This is a genomic window from Marinobacter sp. ELB17, from assembly GCF_000169375.1.
Classification (GTDB): domain Bacteria; phylum Pseudomonadota; class Gammaproteobacteria; order Pseudomonadales; family Oleiphilaceae; genus Marinobacter.
In genome coordinates, this window is the sequence record NZ_AAXY01000047.1 from 1 (window position 1) to 14,498 (window position 14,498).

The 14,498-nt window shown below is 51.5% G+C and carries 15 protein-coding genes and 2 pseudogenes; 11 read left to right on the plus strand and 6 right to left on the minus strand.

Annotation, left to right across the window (positions count from 1 at the left end):
• From MELB17_RS22040 to selD, 5 genes are all read left to right on the plus strand, one after another.
• On the plus strand, positions 1–363 hold a 363-nt coding region (locus MELB17_RS22040), incomplete at its 5' end, for an HRDC domain-containing protein (protein ID WP_007352571.1).
• Between the two features lie 117 nt (positions 364–480).
• Positions 481–2,007, plus strand: a complete 1,527-nt coding sequence (locus tag MELB17_RS22045) for a bifunctional GNAT family N-acetyltransferase/carbon-nitrogen hydrolase family protein (protein ID WP_007352572.1) — start codon at positions 481–483, stop codon at positions 2,005–2,007.
• 91 nt (positions 2,008–2,098) lie between these two features.
• Entirely contained in the window at positions 2,099–2,497 is a 399-nt protein-coding gene (locus MELB17_RS22050) for a hypothetical protein (protein WP_007352573.1), read from the plus strand.
• A gap of 82 nt (positions 2,498–2,579) precedes the next feature.
• Entirely contained in the window at positions 2,580–3,293 is a 714-nt protein-coding gene (locus MELB17_RS22055) for a hypothetical protein (protein WP_007352574.1), read from the plus strand.
• The gene (selD, locus tag MELB17_RS22060; RefSeq protein ID WP_007352575.1) at positions 3,293–5,614 is read left to right on the plus strand and encodes a selenide, water dikinase SelD; all 2,322 of its coding nucleotides are present in this window, start codon (positions 3,293–3,295) and stop codon (positions 5,612–5,614) included. The genes MELB17_RS22055 and selD overlap by 1 nt, the downstream gene beginning before the upstream one ends.
• Here the strand turns inward: selD and MELB17_RS22065 are convergent.
• The gene (locus MELB17_RS22065) at positions 5,602–6,078 is read right to left on the minus strand and encodes a hypothetical protein (RefSeq protein ID WP_036186024.1); all 477 of its coding nucleotides are present in this window, start codon (positions 6,076–6,078) and stop codon (positions 5,602–5,604) included. The two genes, selD and MELB17_RS22065, sit on opposite strands and share 13 nt — an antisense overlap.
• A gap of 193 nt (positions 6,079–6,271) precedes the next feature.
• Between MELB17_RS22065 and MELB17_RS22070 the strand changes: the two genes are divergently transcribed.
• Genes MELB17_RS22070 through MELB17_RS22080 form a run of 3 tightly spaced genes read left to right on the plus strand, consistent with a single transcriptional unit; the run spans position 6,272 to position 8,482 of the window.
• Complete coding sequence (locus MELB17_RS22070; protein WP_036186027.1) at positions 6,272–7,192, plus strand: ABC transporter ATP-binding protein; 921 nt, start codon at positions 6,272–6,274, stop codon at positions 7,190–7,192.
• Positions 7,193–7,211: 19 nt separating this feature from the next.
• Positions 7,212–7,973: an ABC transporter permease gene (locus tag MELB17_RS22075; RefSeq protein WP_007352578.1), complete on the plus strand. Its 762-nt coding sequence runs from the start codon at positions 7,212–7,214 to the stop codon at positions 7,971–7,973.
• Positions 7,970–8,482 carry a DUF192 domain-containing protein gene (locus MELB17_RS22080; RefSeq protein WP_007352579.1) on the plus strand — a complete coding sequence of 171 codons (513 nt, stop codon included), beginning with the start codon at positions 7,970–7,972 and terminating at the stop codon, positions 8,480–8,482. Before MELB17_RS22075 ends, MELB17_RS22080 begins: the two co-directional genes overlap by 4 nt.
• Here the strand turns inward: MELB17_RS22080 and MELB17_RS22085 are convergent.
• Positions 8,479–9,270 (minus strand): enoyl-CoA hydratase, encoded by a 792-nt coding sequence (locus MELB17_RS22085; RefSeq protein ID WP_007352580.1) that lies wholly within the window; start codon positions 9,268–9,270, stop codon positions 8,479–8,481. The genes MELB17_RS22080 and MELB17_RS22085 overlap by 4 nt on opposite strands.
• Positions 9,271–9,411: 141 nt before the next feature.
• Complete coding sequence (locus tag MELB17_RS22090; protein WP_007352581.1) at positions 9,412–9,891, minus strand: DUF1456 family protein; 480 nt, start codon at positions 9,889–9,891, stop codon at positions 9,412–9,414.
• Positions 9,892–10,056: 165 nt separating this feature from the next.
• Between MELB17_RS22090 and MELB17_RS24820 the strand changes: the two genes are divergently transcribed.
• Positions 10,057–10,257 (plus strand): hypothetical protein, encoded by a 201-nt coding sequence (locus MELB17_RS24820; protein WP_007352582.1) that lies wholly within the window; start codon positions 10,057–10,059, stop codon positions 10,255–10,257.
• Between the two features lie 30 nt (positions 10,258–10,287).
• A complete protein-coding gene (locus MELB17_RS22095) occupies positions 10,288–11,016 on the plus strand; it encodes a TerB family tellurite resistance protein (protein WP_007352583.1) in 729 nt (242 codons plus the stop codon).
• Between the two features lie 103 nt (positions 11,017–11,119).
• Here the strand turns inward: MELB17_RS22095 and MELB17_RS22100 are convergent.
• The 3 genes and pseudogenes from MELB17_RS22100 to MELB17_RS26265 all read right to left on the minus strand — a co-directional run.
• Positions 11,120–11,766: pseudogene (locus MELB17_RS22100) on the minus strand (alternative oxidase).
• Positions 11,767–11,900: 134 nt separating this feature from the next.
• Positions 11,901–12,425 (minus strand): GGDEF domain-containing protein, encoded by a 525-nt coding sequence (locus tag MELB17_RS26260; protein ID WP_264673257.1) that lies wholly within the window; start codon positions 12,423–12,425, stop codon positions 11,901–11,903.
• 192 nt (positions 12,426–12,617) lie between these two features.
• Positions 12,618–13,244, minus strand: a pseudogene (locus tag MELB17_RS26265) (transporter substrate-binding domain-containing protein); the annotation flags it as partial.
• An 84-nt stretch (positions 13,245–13,328) separates the two neighbouring features.
• On the opposite strand from MELB17_RS26265, the gene MELB17_RS22115 reads away from it, so the two are divergent.
• Positions 13,329–14,498, plus strand: a protein-coding gene (locus tag MELB17_RS22115; protein ID WP_085988712.1) for an IS3 family transposase whose coding sequence is annotated in 2 segments (ribosomal slippage) — positions 13,329–13,614 and positions 13,614–14,498 — 1,171 coding nt annotated over the 2 segments. Because the reading frame shifts where the segments join, the coding sequence is not laid out codon by codon here. This gene is flagged as partial in the annotation.

Consider the following 14,498-nt stretch of genomic DNA (forward strand, 5'->3'; position numbering starts at 1 on the left):
GGTGCTTTGCAACTGACCGAACAGTGCCGCCCTCTGTTAAAAGGCGAAGCCAGCGTTCAATTACGTAAAGATCCGGAGCCGCCAAAAAGTGCAGCAAAAGGCAGCTCACGCTCCGCTGCATCGGTACGGGAGCAAATTACGGACCACGACGGCTGGGAAGCGCTGCGGGCCTGCCGCAAACAGCTCGCTGATAAGCAAGGTGTGCCGCCCTACGTCATTTTCCACGACACCACGCTGTTCGACATGCTGGAGCGCCGGCCCGCCAGTCTGGAAGAGCTTGCCGAAGTCAGCGGTGTGGGTGCTGCCAAGCTGGAAAAGTACGGGGATCTATTTTTACAAACACTGAACAGCTTGCGCAGCTAAACGGAACGTCATGCCTGGATTTTTCGCTTCTGTTAGACTCTATCGTCTTTTATTCTATGGGAGCGCGTGTTTTCACCGCGCCACCAACTGACTGAACGCCCAAGGGAGCCGCTGTTTATGGCCCATGAAGAACTGCATTTGAACCTTCGCAACCTGACGCTAGATGATTACAATCAGCTGCAAGTGCTGATGGACCGGGTTTACGATGATATTGGTGGAGCCTGGCCGCGCGACACCATCAAGGCTCTGGTAAAACAGTTTCCAGATGGCCAGATCTGCATTGAAGAAAGTGGCGAGCTGGTGGCCGTGGCGTTAACGGTGAGCGTGCAATACGAAAGGTTCAGCAATCCGCACACTTATGATGACCTGATCCTGCGTGATAAAAAACTCCGACACGACGAAAAAGGCGATTCGCTGTACGGTCTGGATGTCTTTATTCACCCAGAATACCGCGGTTACCGCCTGGGCCGCCGGCTTTATGAGGCACGCAAAGAACTTTGCCGCTCCATGAACCTGCGCGCCATTTTGGCTGGGGGTCGAATTCCCAGTTATCACAAATACAAAGACCATTCTACCCCGGCCGAATACATCGAACGGGTAAGCCGTAAAGATATTTATGACCCGATCCTGAGTTTTCAGCTGTCCAATGAGTTTCAGGTAACCCGCTTGTTACACAAATATTTGCCGGAAGATGAAAAATCTCTGGGCTATGCAACCCTGCTGGAATGGCGGAACATTCTGTATGTTCCCCCCTCCTCTGTACTGAACACACGCAAAACCCAAGTTCGCATGGGTGCGGTTCAGTGGCAGATGCGTGAGTTCGCATCGGTTGAGGAGGTGCTAACACAGGTTGAGTATTTTGTTGATGCGCTGTCGGACTACAAAAGCGACTTCGCCCTGTTTCCAGAGTTTTTTAACGCGCCCTTGATGGGCCTGACAGATCAGGTCGACCAAACGCGCGCCGTACGTTTCCTTGCCGGGTTCACTGAACAGTTCCGTAAGGAAATGTCTGACATGGCGGTCAGTTACAACATCAATATAATCACGGGCTCAATGCCGCTGATTGAAAATGACCGGGTCTATAATGTCTCGTACCTGTGCCACCGCGATGGCCGTGTAGACGAGCAGCGCAAAATTCATATCACCCCACACGAACGCCGTGACTGGGTGATTGAAGGCGGCAACGAGTTCAAGGTATTTGAAACAGACGCCGGCCGCGTTGCTATTCTGATCTGCTACGATATTGAATTCCCGGAGCTGGGGCGTATGGCAGCAGAACAGGAAGTAGACATCATTTGCGTGCCCTTCTGGACCGATACCAAGAACGGCTATCTGCGAGTGCGTCACTGCGCTCAGGCTCGTGCTATTGAAAACGAGTGCTATGTGGTGATCACCGGCAGCGTTGGTAACTTACCGAAGGTAGAAAACCTGGATGTGCAGTACGCCCAGTCTTCGGTGTTCTCGCCCTCAGATTTCGCCTTTCCCCACGATGCGGTGATGGCAGAAACCACTCCGAACACCGAAATGATCATGTTCTCCGATATGGACCTGGAAAAGCTGACGCTGGTGCGTAACGAAGGTTCGGTGACCAATCTTAAAGATCGCCGGGTTGATCTCTATCAGCTAAAAACAGGTCCATTCTAAGAGTGGCTTGAAAAACCGGTCGAACCTTGTACTTTAAGGAGTGAGCAACAAGGTTCGTCAAAAGTTGACATGACGGCAGGAATCTTTATTGATGAATGAGGCATTGCCCGATTTACGCGCCCGCTTCCATTTTCGGCATGGGCTGTTTCGTAAAGAACGTGTGGATGTTCCAGTGTTTGAGTTGGACACTTACGGCTGCGTATTGAAAAGTGACAAAGTGTTCGAACCCGGCGACACCATCATTATGGATTTGGTGATGACCATGCCGGTAGACGAAATTTGCGCCCAAGGTATAAACGGCGTAATTATCCAACGTCGAAAACACTGTAGTAATTTTTTTTACTCCGTTGAGTTTGTCGACCCGGACCGACAAAAAAATCCCCATCTGAGTGATCGCTTAAGTCGTATTCGCAGTGTGTTAAGCAGAAAGCAGTCCATTCAGTCCCGCCGCTCATCAGGCACCGGCGCAGCGTTACAGAAAACGGCCTGAACCAGCTCTGTACTGATTTTCAGCTATTCAGTTGTGCCATTTACCGCAAATCTATTGCCCCAACCCACCTGAGGACAACATCATGGCCAAGAAAGAAAAGCCAAAAAACGTCGAAAAACTTGTAAAAAAAGTAAACAAGAAGTTCGCTAAAACCACGTCACACATTGAAAGTCTGTTTAGTGATGCTCTGAAACAGTTCGACAATCTGCAAACCCAGATAAAACAACCTGTGCACAAGCTGCGTAAGGACATTGACGAACTGCGCGATCGCGAAATGAAGCGCTTCAACGACGAATTCGAGCGTCGGCTTCAGGAATTTCAAGAGATGCAAAACAGCCTGTTGGAACGATTGGGCATTGCACACGCCGACGAAGATAAGCCGGACAGCAAGAAACCGGTGTTGCCGACTCCTGCAGTACCCAAGAAGAAAAAGGCAAAGCCTGCGGCTGAGTCTCTTGTAGCCTCAGAAGCCACGCCATCAAAATCAAAAGCACCGAAAAAAATCAAGGCCAAAGCCGCACCTTCACCTGCGTCTACATCTGCTGTAGCACCGGCAAAGGCACCCGCTCAAGCTCCAGCTAAAACCAAGGCAAAAACAACTCAACTGGCAGATCCCTCCGACCTGACCCGAGTCAAAGGCATTGGCCCCGCTACCCAGAAAAAAATGAAAGAAGCCGGGTTGAACACTATCGCCCAGATTGCCTACCCCAGCACCGAAGACCAAGAAAAGCTAAAAGCGTTTGCCAGCATAAAGGACTTTGACCAGCTGGCGGCTGAAGCCAAGAAAATCGTTTAATGCAAAAGCCTGACCAGCCTGTATTACAGGACATTGTCCTGATTGGCGGCGGGCACAGCCACGTCGGGGTTTTGCGGCAGTTCGCCATGAATCCCGTACCTGGCGTGCGTTTGACGCTGATTTGCCGCGACACCGACACGCCCTACTCTGGCATGCTGCCCGGTTACATTGCCGGCCACTATAGCCATGACGACATCCATATCGATTTAAGCCGACTGGCTGAGTTTGCTGGAGCGCGCTTTTACCGGGACGAAGCCATCGGCCTGAATGCTGCCGCCCAGCAGGTTATCTGCCGTGATCGCCCGCCCGTCAGCTACGATTTGCTCTCTATCAACATTGGTTCTTCACCACGTACTGCCGATGTGAAAGGCGCCGCCGAACACGCAGTACCCGTGAAACCTATTAACCGCTTTAATCGGCACTGGCTGGAATTGCTTGACCGCATAAAACAACACCAGGGCCCGTTCACACTGGCTGTGGTAGGTGCAGGCGCTGGCGGCGTTGAAATGGCTCTGGCTATGCAATACCGCTTGCAGAACGAACTACGCAACATTGCCAACCAGGCGGTAGAACTCCATGTGCATATACTGGATGCCGCTGACACGATATTACCCACCCACAATCCAAAAGTACGCACCCTGTTTGAACGCACCCTGGCTGAGCGGGGTGTAAATGTTCATTTGGGTGCGGCAGTCACCGAAGTAACCGCCCGAACCTTACAGATTGAAGGTGAAAAATCGCCCTTAATGGCGGACGAAGTGCTCTGGGTGACCCGCGCCGGCGGCCCGAAATGGCTGGCCCAAACCGAGCTGGCACTGGACGACGGTTTGTTTATTCGAGTTCGCGATACGCTTCAGGTTGAAAACAGCGATCGCATTTTTGCGGTTGGCGATATTGCCAACATGATTCACCACCCGCGGGAAAAAGCCGGGGTATTTGCGGTACGCCAAGGCAAGCCGCTGGCGGATAATCTGCGCCGGATGGCCCTTGGCAAAACGCCGTTGAACTATCACCCTCAGAAAAAATGGCTGGCGTTGATTTCCACCGGTGACCGCTACGCGGTGGCCTCGCGCGGAAAGCTGAGCGTATCCGGCGCGTTGGTGTGGCGTTGGAAAGACCAGATCGACCGTCGCTTTATGAAGAACTTCAAAGAGTTGGCGGCGATTCCTAATAAGCTGGTTAAACCAAATACCGACGCTGCACGCTCCACCGAAGACGCCGCCCAAGCGCTGTCTTCGGCCACCATGCGCTGCGGAGGTTGCGGCGCTAAGGTCGGTAGCACGGTGTTGTCCCGCGCGCTGTCAAAGCTGCAGCCGGTGAACCGCGATGATGTCATTGTTGGCCTTCACGCTCCGGATGACGCAGCCGTATTGCGCATGCCTCCGGGCAAAGCCATTGTGCAAACGGTGGACTTCTTTCGTGCCTTTATTGATGATCCCTACCTGTTTGGTCAGATTGCCGCCAATCACAGCTTGGGGGATATTTTTGCCATGGGTGCAACGCCGCAAAGCGCTACGGCTATCGCCACCGTGCCCTATGGCATCGAAAGCAAAGTGGAAGAGCAAATCTACCAGATGATGGCAGGCGCTGTGTCGGTGTTGAATAACGCCGATTGTGCTCTGGTGGGCGGGCATACCGGCGAAGGCCAGGAACTGGCTCTGGGGTTTGCGGTGAACGGCCTGATTGATCCGGATGTGCTGATGAGCAAAGGCGGAATGCAACCCGGTGACGCCATTATTCTCACCAAGCCCATAGGCACCGGTACTCTGCTGGCCGCACATGCGCAGCTTATTGCCAAAGGCCGTTGGATTGACGCAGCCCTAAGCTGCATGGTGCAGTCCAGTGCAAGCGCTGCCGAGTGTTTTCAGCAACACGACGCAACAGCTTGCACCGACGTTACCGGCTTTGGCCTGCTTGGACACCTGGCAGAAATGCTGCGCCCCTCGAGTTGTGCTGTGGAGCTTAATCTTGCCGCCATACCGCTACTGGACGGCGCATTAGAAACCAGCAGCCAGGGCATTTTAAGCTCGCTTCACATTGCCAACAGCGGCGCAGCCAGCCGTATTGAGCAGGCCAGCCAGTGGCAAAATCATCCGGTTTATCCGCTGCTGTTTGACCCACAAACCGCAGGGGGCTTGCTGGCAAGCGTACCTGCGAACAATGTTGAAGATTGTTTAATGGCATTACGCCAGTGTGGTTATGCTCACGCTGCGGTTGTCGGCGTCGTCAAAGAAGGTGCACAATGGGTTATAGAAAGACCCACAATTGGCGGTGAAAATGTCGCCAACGCCGACATAACTCTGGTGGATCAGTCGTCCTGAAACACCATCCTGAATGGTGGTTGATCGGCCAGCGGCGTCATGCCTTTTTGTAAGTCTACGCGCCAATTCATAGCGTCGCCGGTGGTACAAAAAGGCGCAGAAAATTCGGCGTAATAGTCATTGCCGTTGCCGTTGCGCACCAGTGGCACCGGGTACTCGCCCATGTACATAGACTCGCCACGCAACACCACTAACAGCGGCTGAGGCGCCCCCGGGGCAACAATATCGAGTCGATAATTGTTCTCGGTGTCGTTATTCGTGGTGATGTCAGACAGGCTTACCCGCCAGTTCTGGCCCTGTTGTGGCCAGTCACAGTCGCTCTTTTGCAGGTTACAGGTGCTGGTCTGCTGCCCGGTCTTTTCGCTATTCGAGCTATCCAGCCAGCGCAGCGCCAGAACAGCGACGGCAATCAATACGATAATCAGACCTATTTTCAAACTCGAAACCTTTATCCCACGTATCATTGGCACACCTTGTTGGTAAAACGGCATTATGGACAGTTCTGCCGCCCATTCAAAGGTTTCTAAAGCAACCGAAGTCATGACAAAATGATCGCTTGCTATCATTCAGCCAGTGTTTACCTATGTGAAAACAGGCCAGTGTTTACTTTTTTTAAAACAGGCCAATGTTTACTTTTTTTTAAAACAGGATAGTGCCGTGCAACCGGAAATTTCCGTAAAAAATCTGAACAAATCCTACGAAGGCGGCTTTCAGGCCCTGAAAGACATTAACCTCGACATTAGCCGCGGCGAAATATTTGCGCTGTTGGGGCCCAACGGCGCGGGAAAAACCACGCTGATCAGCATTATCTGCGGCCTGGTGAATATGTCGTCGGGTCAGGTTCTGGCTGCGGGTAACGATATCATTCGCGACTACCGTCAAGCTCGGCAAGCCATAGGTCTGGTGCCGCAAGAACTCGCCACCGATTCGTTTGAAACCGTTTGGGCCGCTGTATCCTTCAGCCGAGGGTTGTTCGGTAAACCGGCAAACCCGGCTCACATTGAAAAAATATTGAAGGCACTATCGCTGTGGGACAAACGCAACAACCACATAATGACGTTGTCTGGCGGCATGAAGCGCCGAGTGATGATTGCCAAAGCCCTGTCTCACGAGCCACGCATCCTGTTTCTGGACGAACCCACCGCTGGTGTAGACGTAGAACTGCGCCGGGATATGTGGGCGCTGGTGCGCCAACTGCGGGAAAGTGGCGTCACCATCATTCTGACCACCCACTACATTGAAGAAGCCGAGGAAATGGCGGATCGTATCGGGGTTATCCGCCAAGGTGAAATCATACTGGTGGAAGACAAAAACCGGCTGATGAACAAGTTGGGGAAAAAAGAACTGCGCCTGCAATTGCAGAACAAACTCGAGTTCTTACCCCCCGAATTGGCTGCGGAATCCCTGGAGCTGTCAGAGTCCGGCCATGAACTGATTTACACCTTCAATGCCCAACACGAGCAGACCGGTATTGCCCGCCTGCTAAGAACCCTGGGCGACCTTGGCATTGAATACCGCGACTTGAAAACCCGGGAAAGCTCCCTCGAAGACATATTTGTTGGGCTGGTGCGCCAATAAACACCCTACGGAGAACGGCATGAATTTTTACGGCGTAAGCGCCATCTACAAATTTGAAATGGCCCGCATGAAGCGGACCCTTATGCAAAGCATACTCTCGCCGGTGATTTCCACGTGCTTGTATTTCGTGGTTTTCGGTTCGGCCATAGGCGCCCGCATGGGCGATATTGGCGATGTGCCCTATGGCGCATTCATTATCCCCGGGTTGGTCATGCTATCACTGTTGATGCACAGCATTTCCAACGCATCTTTCGGCATCTACATGCCAAAATTTTCAGGCACCGTCTACGAGGTGCTGTCGGCACCTATATCCTATATCGAGGTGATACTGGGTTACGTAGGTGCTGCGGCCACAAAATCGGTGATACTGGGGTTAATCATCCTGGTTACATCGAAGTTTTTCGTGGATTACAGCATTTTGCACCCGTTCTGGATGGTGTCTTTTCTGGTACTAACCTCCGTCACCTTCAGCCTGTTCGGCTTTATTATTGGCATTTGGGCTGACAATTTCGAAAAGCTACAAGTTGTTCCGATGATGATCGTGACTCCACTGGTATTTTTGGGCGGCACTTTTTATTCCATCGACATGCTGCCAGAGGTCTGGCAAACCATCAGCCTGTTCAATCCCGTGGTGTACCTGATCAGTGGATTTCGCTGGGCATTTTTCGGCGTGTCTGACGTCCACATTGGCGTTAGCCTGCTTATGACACTGGGTTTTCTGACCGCCTGCTTGGTGACCATCAGTTGGATTTTCAAAACCGGATACAGACTGCGCCCATGAACCTGGTAGCGTTAAAACCAAGACTTATCGCCTTAAGTGTATCGCTGCTGATGGTGGCGTGCACCACGGGCGCCCGTGCTATGGAGTCTCAGGTGTTGCCGGGGCACGCAGCGTGCTTTGTGAGTGAAAAACAGAGCGTTTCTGTAAGCCTGGAGTGGGCCGAAACAACAGAACAGCGGGGCATCGGCTTGATGGGACGGGAAAAACTGGAAGAACGCAGCGGCATGCTGTTTGACTACGGCAGCCTTCAGTCTGCCGAAAACAGCTTCTGGATGCGCAACACGCTGATAGCGTTAGACATTGCCTATGTGAACGCGCAAGGCAGCATCGTCGCCATTAATCGGATGGAGCCTTGCGAATTTTTGGCGGCGTTCAATTGTCCAACCTACCCGGCGGGCGCCGAATTTGTCCAGGCTATAGAGATGAATGCCGGTTTTTTTAGCCGTTATCAATTAACTCTGGGCGATCGCTTACAGACAGACCCGGCGCTGTGCGCCAATGAACCTTAGCGATCCTGCCACTTAGCCGGTCGCTTCGCCAGAAACGCGCAAATGCCCTCTTCCGCATCCTCAGCTTCCAGGTTCTTCGCCATCACCTGAGAGGTATAGGCATAAGCCTCGTGCAGGGGCATTTCTAGCTGACGATAAAACGCCTGTTTGCCGATTTTCAAAGTATGGCCAGATTTACTGGCGATTGTACCCGCCAACTGCGCAACCGCATTACCCAGTTCGCTGTCGGCAACCACCCGGTTTACCAATCCGATCTGCTCTGCCCGGGCAGCACTGATCATCTCGCCGGTGAGCAACATTTCCATGGCATGTTTGGGTGATACGTTACGGGACAGCGCCACCATTGGCGTGGAACAGAACAAACCGATATTCACCCCGGGCGTCGCGAAGCGCGCCGTTTCACCGGCAACCGCCAGATCACAACTGGCCACCAGCTGGCAGCCGGCCGCTGTGGCTACGCCATCAACTCGGGCAATCACCGGTTTCGGCAAATTCACAATCTGCTGCATCACCTTGCTGCACAGCTCAAACAAAGACAGCATAAACGGCGTACTGCCAAGCTGATTCTGCACCTCTTTCAAATCGTGACCGGCACAAAACACCTTGCCACTGGCCGCCAAAACCACAACCCGCGTGGCGGCGTCATCGGCCAATACCACCAACTGCTCATGCAACGCCTGCAGCATCGCCATCGACAAACTGTTACGACCGGCCGGATTATTCAAGGTCAGCGTGGTTACGCCGTCCAAATTATCAACTAATAGCAGGGAATCCGATTCAGACGTCATGATGCTCTCCTCTTATCCACAATTTTTATTCAGAACGTTAGGTTGCGCCTTCGAGTATTGAATAGCCTGACAATCATGTCGAAGCGACATTGGTAGCACGGCGGAGAGTTCACCTACCGGTGGTTGGGCGTTTTGTTAAAATTATGCGCCTGAAACATCATGGTTTGGCCGTATCTGGCGCTGCAAGCCTAGCAAAAAGTTTCGAAGAATTTGGTCTTTACACTCTCGATAATTCTTATTACCTCGCTTACGGAAAAGCGCACTTAATTCATGGTTACTTAATTGAAATTCTACCAACTGAAAAATAGCCAAAATATCATCAGCCTTTAAATTTAAAGCAATTCGCAGTTTCTGGAATACAATATTATTATTCAGCTGCTTCTCTGGCTCTGGCTGCTCGCCATCGCGTTTACCACGTTTATAAATAATTAAGCCATTAAGAAAAACGGCTAGAGCTATGTCATTGAGCTTCAAAAACGTATCGTCTTCGTCCTTTTTCAGCCAGGCAGAAACTTGCTCTTCGGTTACGGTAAAATCGGCCAAAGCAAAGATTTCAATCATCGTACTGTCGTTTAAATCAAAGATATAACGTACACGGCGTAAAACATCATTATTGGTCAAAATATAATCCCTAGTCTTAGGTGAATCCAGCTCAGTCAAAACAGTCTTTTCGAACGCTTTATTTTACCATAGCTGCAACTTCTAACCCGAACCGATTGTCACCTCTTTCGCGATGTTCTAATGTTCATTAATCTCAACCTTTCCTGTGGCGGCAGACTAAATTCGATGACCGATTCTCAGCCAGAAGACGTGATGAAAAGCGTCGAAAAGGTGATTCAGGACCCTCTTCGATTCAAGCTGAAACTTGACATCGGCGAAGACGCTTACACGTCGCTAAAGCTCAAGAAGCACTTCCTCGACAGTGTCGATGCAGCTACCGGCGCAACAACGGGCGTTGCCGTTGCCCAGTCGTCGTTGGTCGCTTAAACCTTTTTTACTCAATCGGGACTTCTTGGCGTGCTGGGAATTGGCACAGCCGCCACACCGGTTGGTTGGGCCATAGCCGCAGGTGTTGCTGGTGCAGGGCTGAGCATTGTCATCGGCAAATATTTTGTTCGCGGATCGTCTGGCAGAGTGAAATCGATTCCGGATTTTATCAATACGCCTCTGGATATTTTAGCCACTGGCCTTTTCGACATGATCGCCATGCTGGGGGTAAAACTGGCCTCCATGGATGGCAATGTGAATCACGAAGAGCGAGAGTTTATTAAGTTCTATTTTGTAACCCAGTGGGGCTATGACATGACCTTCGTCGATAAAGACCTCTCGCTGATCGAGTTACAGGCTGACCAATACACCGTTAAGGGAATAAGCGAGCAGCTTGCTCGCTTTAAAAAATCCAACCCTGACTGCAACTACAACTCCATGTCTAACGAGGTCATCTCGTTTCTTACCGGTTTGGCAGAAGCCGACGGAGCCATTGACGAACGCGAAGAGATGGCCATAGAACGTGTCAGCAAAATTTTCATGACCGTAAACTCTTTCTCTACAACGGTATCCGAAGGTGCAAAGGCAGGAATAGAAAGCCTGAATCGTCAACGGCAATCTGCACTGGCGGGCATAGCGTTTGAGATTCAAGCTTCGAAAAAAAGTTTTGGCTCTTTAGGACAAAAATCGAGGACCGTTTTTTCCCGGCTTGGGCGTAAAAAAAATGCCAGCGCACCTAAGGTTCCTCCGCAGAAGTAGCCGCTCCCCTAAGATTCCATAACATAAGAGGCGGCGGCACTGGCACTGCACATTCACTCCAACTATTTAATTAACAGCCTGGCCTGAAAACCAAAACGCGTGATCAATGATCAAAACTATCGGCAAAGCGGTGGTTAACATCCCTGTGACCCGCTTCATCCATTCTGACCACTATAATGACATCGCGCAAAGTTGCATCGGCGGGCAATTTCCAATAGTCAATTGCAATCTGCGGAGCGGGCACGTTTTCCAAACGACCACTGTCCACCTCGGCCAGGTATTCGCCATAGCTATACACCGCCGCTTCTTCGAAATAACCCACTAGCCGATGTGCGGTGCGGCCAGAAATAACGTAGAGAAATAGAAAGCTGGTAAAAAAAACCCCTGCGCGAGCAAAATCAGCACCCGTTCCAAAACGCTGGGCTGAGCAATTTGTACAAACGTCATTAGGTGCATGCGTTCGTTTTCAGCCTCTTCCAGCAGCGTGTGGATCCATTCCCGATTGTCTTCCATCCGACGAAGCGAGCGCATGTGCCCCACCATCCCGCCGACCATCCCCGGTACGGCTGCTACGGTTTCCAACACTACCGCACGGTGCCCATAGCGCTTGGCAAAAAAAAGATCCGCAAAAAAACGTAGAAGCCTGGTTAAGCGAAAGGCCACGCGGTCAGAAAAGCCCGAAGGGGTATGATGTTTACTCAGCGGATCACTATTGTGTGCCGTTGAAAAAGACCCCAATGCTTCGTTCATGTCAACGATCTCCAAATTAAGCGTACCAAGACCCCAAAAAAATACTGCCGATGTGAGGAAAGTTCGCGGCACCTATAATTACGAGGCTTACCAACCAGTTAGATCACTACCCCCTTCATAATACTCGAATGTTATCATTTACTTTCTAGACGCTGGTGCTCACCCCCTCTGTCAACCTCAACGCGATTACGCCCGTGCTTCTTGGCTCGATAAAGTGCTTTATCGACACGGGCAATCATGGTGTCTGCGTTTTCATCTTGTTGGTGAACAGCGACCCCTAAGCTGGCATTGAGTACCCTTTTTTCAGGAAATTCGTGTTCCGCAATTCGCTTCCTGATTTGCTCGGCTAGATTCTCGCAACCCTGTAGATCCGTGTCAGGGCAGATGATAAGAAACTCTTCACCGCCCCAGCGCCCGACAATATCGCTTTTACGAATGGAGCTAACGAGCAGAGAAGCAAACGATTTCAGTACCTCATCCCCAACGAGATGACCAAAATGGTCATTCACCAGCTTGAAGTTATCGATATCCAACAAGATGATGGAAAATTCACTTTTCGTGCGTTTAGACCGTTTTATGGCATAAGAAAGATCTTCATCCAGCTTAAGACGATTGTAAATTTCCGTAAGAGCGTCAGTAATCGACTGCCGTTTGAACATTCTGTTTTGATTTTCAAGTTGAGCCTGCACCTCATGCAAATCATTAAGCGTGTCGCGAATTTTCTTGTTTGCCTGGGCTAGATGACGGTTCCAGTATAAAGAAACGATAAGCACTGTTCCCAGTACGAGTAAGGTCAGCCATAACAAAGTATAGTCAGTCACCTTCTCGATCGTAATCGCAATCCATTTATCGCGGATACTTTGCCCCTCTTTCGGGTCAAGGTGAAGAACGGCCTTTTCAAACGCGCTTCCCAGTAACGGCTCATCATTACGAGTGGCAACAGAGAGCTCATACCGAAGCGGTAGACTGCCGGTTACCGCCAATTTATTCAGATTAAGGGACTGAATGGCAAAGGCAACCGCGCCCTGCGCTCCAATATAGCCAAAAACATCTCCTGCATAAACGAGCTCCATCGCCTGGATATTATTTTTAACTTCAACAAGCACGACACCGGGGTAACGCTGCCTGAGTTTATCAATCGCGATATCACCTTTGATCACCGCAAACTGGGTCCCGGCACCCTCAAGGCTTTCCTCAACAAAAATTCTGTCATAACGCGTTACAACGGCTAAAGGCAGGTAAAAATACGGGGTCGTAAAATCCAGAAAAGATTGTCGCTCTTCACTGGCGTTGATCTGAGAAACCACATCACATTCGCGGCTCTTAGCCTTGCTGATCAGGTCATTCCAGTCCTGGACTTCTGGCACAACCATTTGGATGCCCAACATGTGCGAAAAAATGTCGAAGTAATCTTTTGATAGCCCAACATGTTGTCTATCCTCATCCACTCCATCAAAGGGTAAACGATCGGGGTCAACACAAACACGTAATACTTTCTATAGTGGACCCCGTTTTCAAGACAAAGGTTTAAGCTGTACTTTGTCATAAGGGGATTAGCAACGATGAGCGAAGCGAAGAAGCGGAAGGTACACACCTCGGAGTTCAAGGCGAAGGTTGGCTTGGAAGCCGTACGAGGCGTAAAGACGATCAACGAGATTGGCCAGGAATACGGCGTACATCCAGTTCAGGTTGGTCAGTGGAAGAAAGCGATACAGGAGCAAGCCAAGACCCTGTTTGAAGGCAAGCGCGGCCCCAAGCCGCTGGCTGCCCACCGGGAGCCAGAACTGCTCTACAGCGAGATCGGCAAGCTGAAGGTGGAATTGGATTGGCTCAAAAAAAAGTCTGGGGTCAGCCAGTCATGACGCGGCAAGCCTGGATCAGCCAAGGTGCTGCGGTCAGCGTCGTTCAGCAATGTATTCTGGCCGGCGTATCCCGCGCCACAGCCTATGCGCAGCAACGGCCCAAGCCGGTCGATGAAAGCGACCTGCTATTCGGTCGCCTGATTGACGAGGAGTATACCAGACACCCATTCTACGGCAGCCGCAAGATGGTCGTATTCCTCAAGGTGGCGGGTCACACCGTCAATCGCAAGCGGGTACAACGCCTGATGCGGGAGATGGGCTTGGCCGGCATGGCGCCGGGGCCGAATACCAGCCGTCCACACCCTGAACACAAGATCTATCCTTACCTGCTGCGCGGCGTCCCGATTGTCAGACCCAACCAGGTCTGGAGCACGGACATCACCTACATCCGCCTGGCGCATGGTTTCGCTTATCTGGTCGCCATTATCGACTGGTACTCGCGCCGGGTGCTCAGCTGGCGGATCAGCAACAGCATGGAAGCGGTGTTCTGCGTCGATTGCCTAGAGGATGCATTGCGCAACCACGGTCGGCCGGAAATCTTCAACAGCGATCAAGGCGCACAGTTCACCAGCGCCGTCTTCACGGACGTGCTGACCCGTGAGGGCATTGTCATCAGCATGGATGGGCGTGGGCGGGCATTCGACAACATCTTCGTCGAACGCCTCTGGCGCAGCGTCAAGCATGAGGATGTGTATCTCAATGGCTACGCTACGATGGGCGAGTTACTGGTCGGACTGACGAAGTACTTTGTCTTTTATAACGGTGAGCGCCCGCACCAGTCCTTGGGGCAAACGACACCCGACATCGTGCATAGAACCGCTGTCGGTGGCGGGGCAATGATCGTGGATAAATTTCCGCGCGCGGTGGATA

What these genes read in the sequence shown, in the direction of transcription:
- MELB17_RS22045 (WP_007352572.1), top strand. Translation starts at nt 481, where the DNA reads ATGGCCCATGAAGAACTGCATTTGAACCTTCGCAACCTGACGCTAGAT.
- MELB17_RS22050 (WP_007352573.1), top strand. Translation starts at nt 2,099, where the DNA reads ATGAATGAGGCATTGCCCGATTTACGCGCCCGCTTCCATTTTCGGCAT.
- MELB17_RS22055 (WP_007352574.1), top strand. Translation starts at nt 2,580, where the DNA reads ATGGCCAAGAAAGAAAAGCCAAAAAACGTCGAAAAACTTGTAAAAAAA.
- selD (WP_007352575.1), top strand. Translation starts at nt 3,293, where the DNA reads ATGCAAAAGCCTGACCAGCCTGTATTACAGGACATTGTCCTGATTGGC.
- MELB17_RS22065 (WP_036186024.1), bottom strand. Translation starts at nt 6,078, where the DNA reads ATGATACGTGGGATAAAGGTTTCGAGTTTGAAAATAGGTCTGATTATC.
- MELB17_RS22075 (WP_007352578.1), top strand. Translation starts at nt 7,212, where the DNA reads ATGAATTTTTACGGCGTAAGCGCCATCTACAAATTTGAAATGGCCCGC.
- MELB17_RS22080 (WP_007352579.1), top strand. Translation starts at nt 7,970, where the DNA reads ATGAACCTGGTAGCGTTAAAACCAAGACTTATCGCCTTAAGTGTATCG.
- MELB17_RS22085 (WP_007352580.1), bottom strand. Translation starts at nt 9,270, where the DNA reads ATGACGTCTGAATCGGATTCCCTGCTATTAGTTGATAATTTGGACGGC.
- MELB17_RS24820 (WP_007352582.1), top strand. Translation starts at nt 10,057, where the DNA reads ATGACCGATTCTCAGCCAGAAGACGTGATGAAAAGCGTCGAAAAGGTG.
- MELB17_RS26260 (WP_264673257.1), bottom strand. Translation starts at nt 12,425, where the DNA reads ATGTTCAAACGGCAGTCGATTACTGACGCTCTTACGGAAATTTACAAT.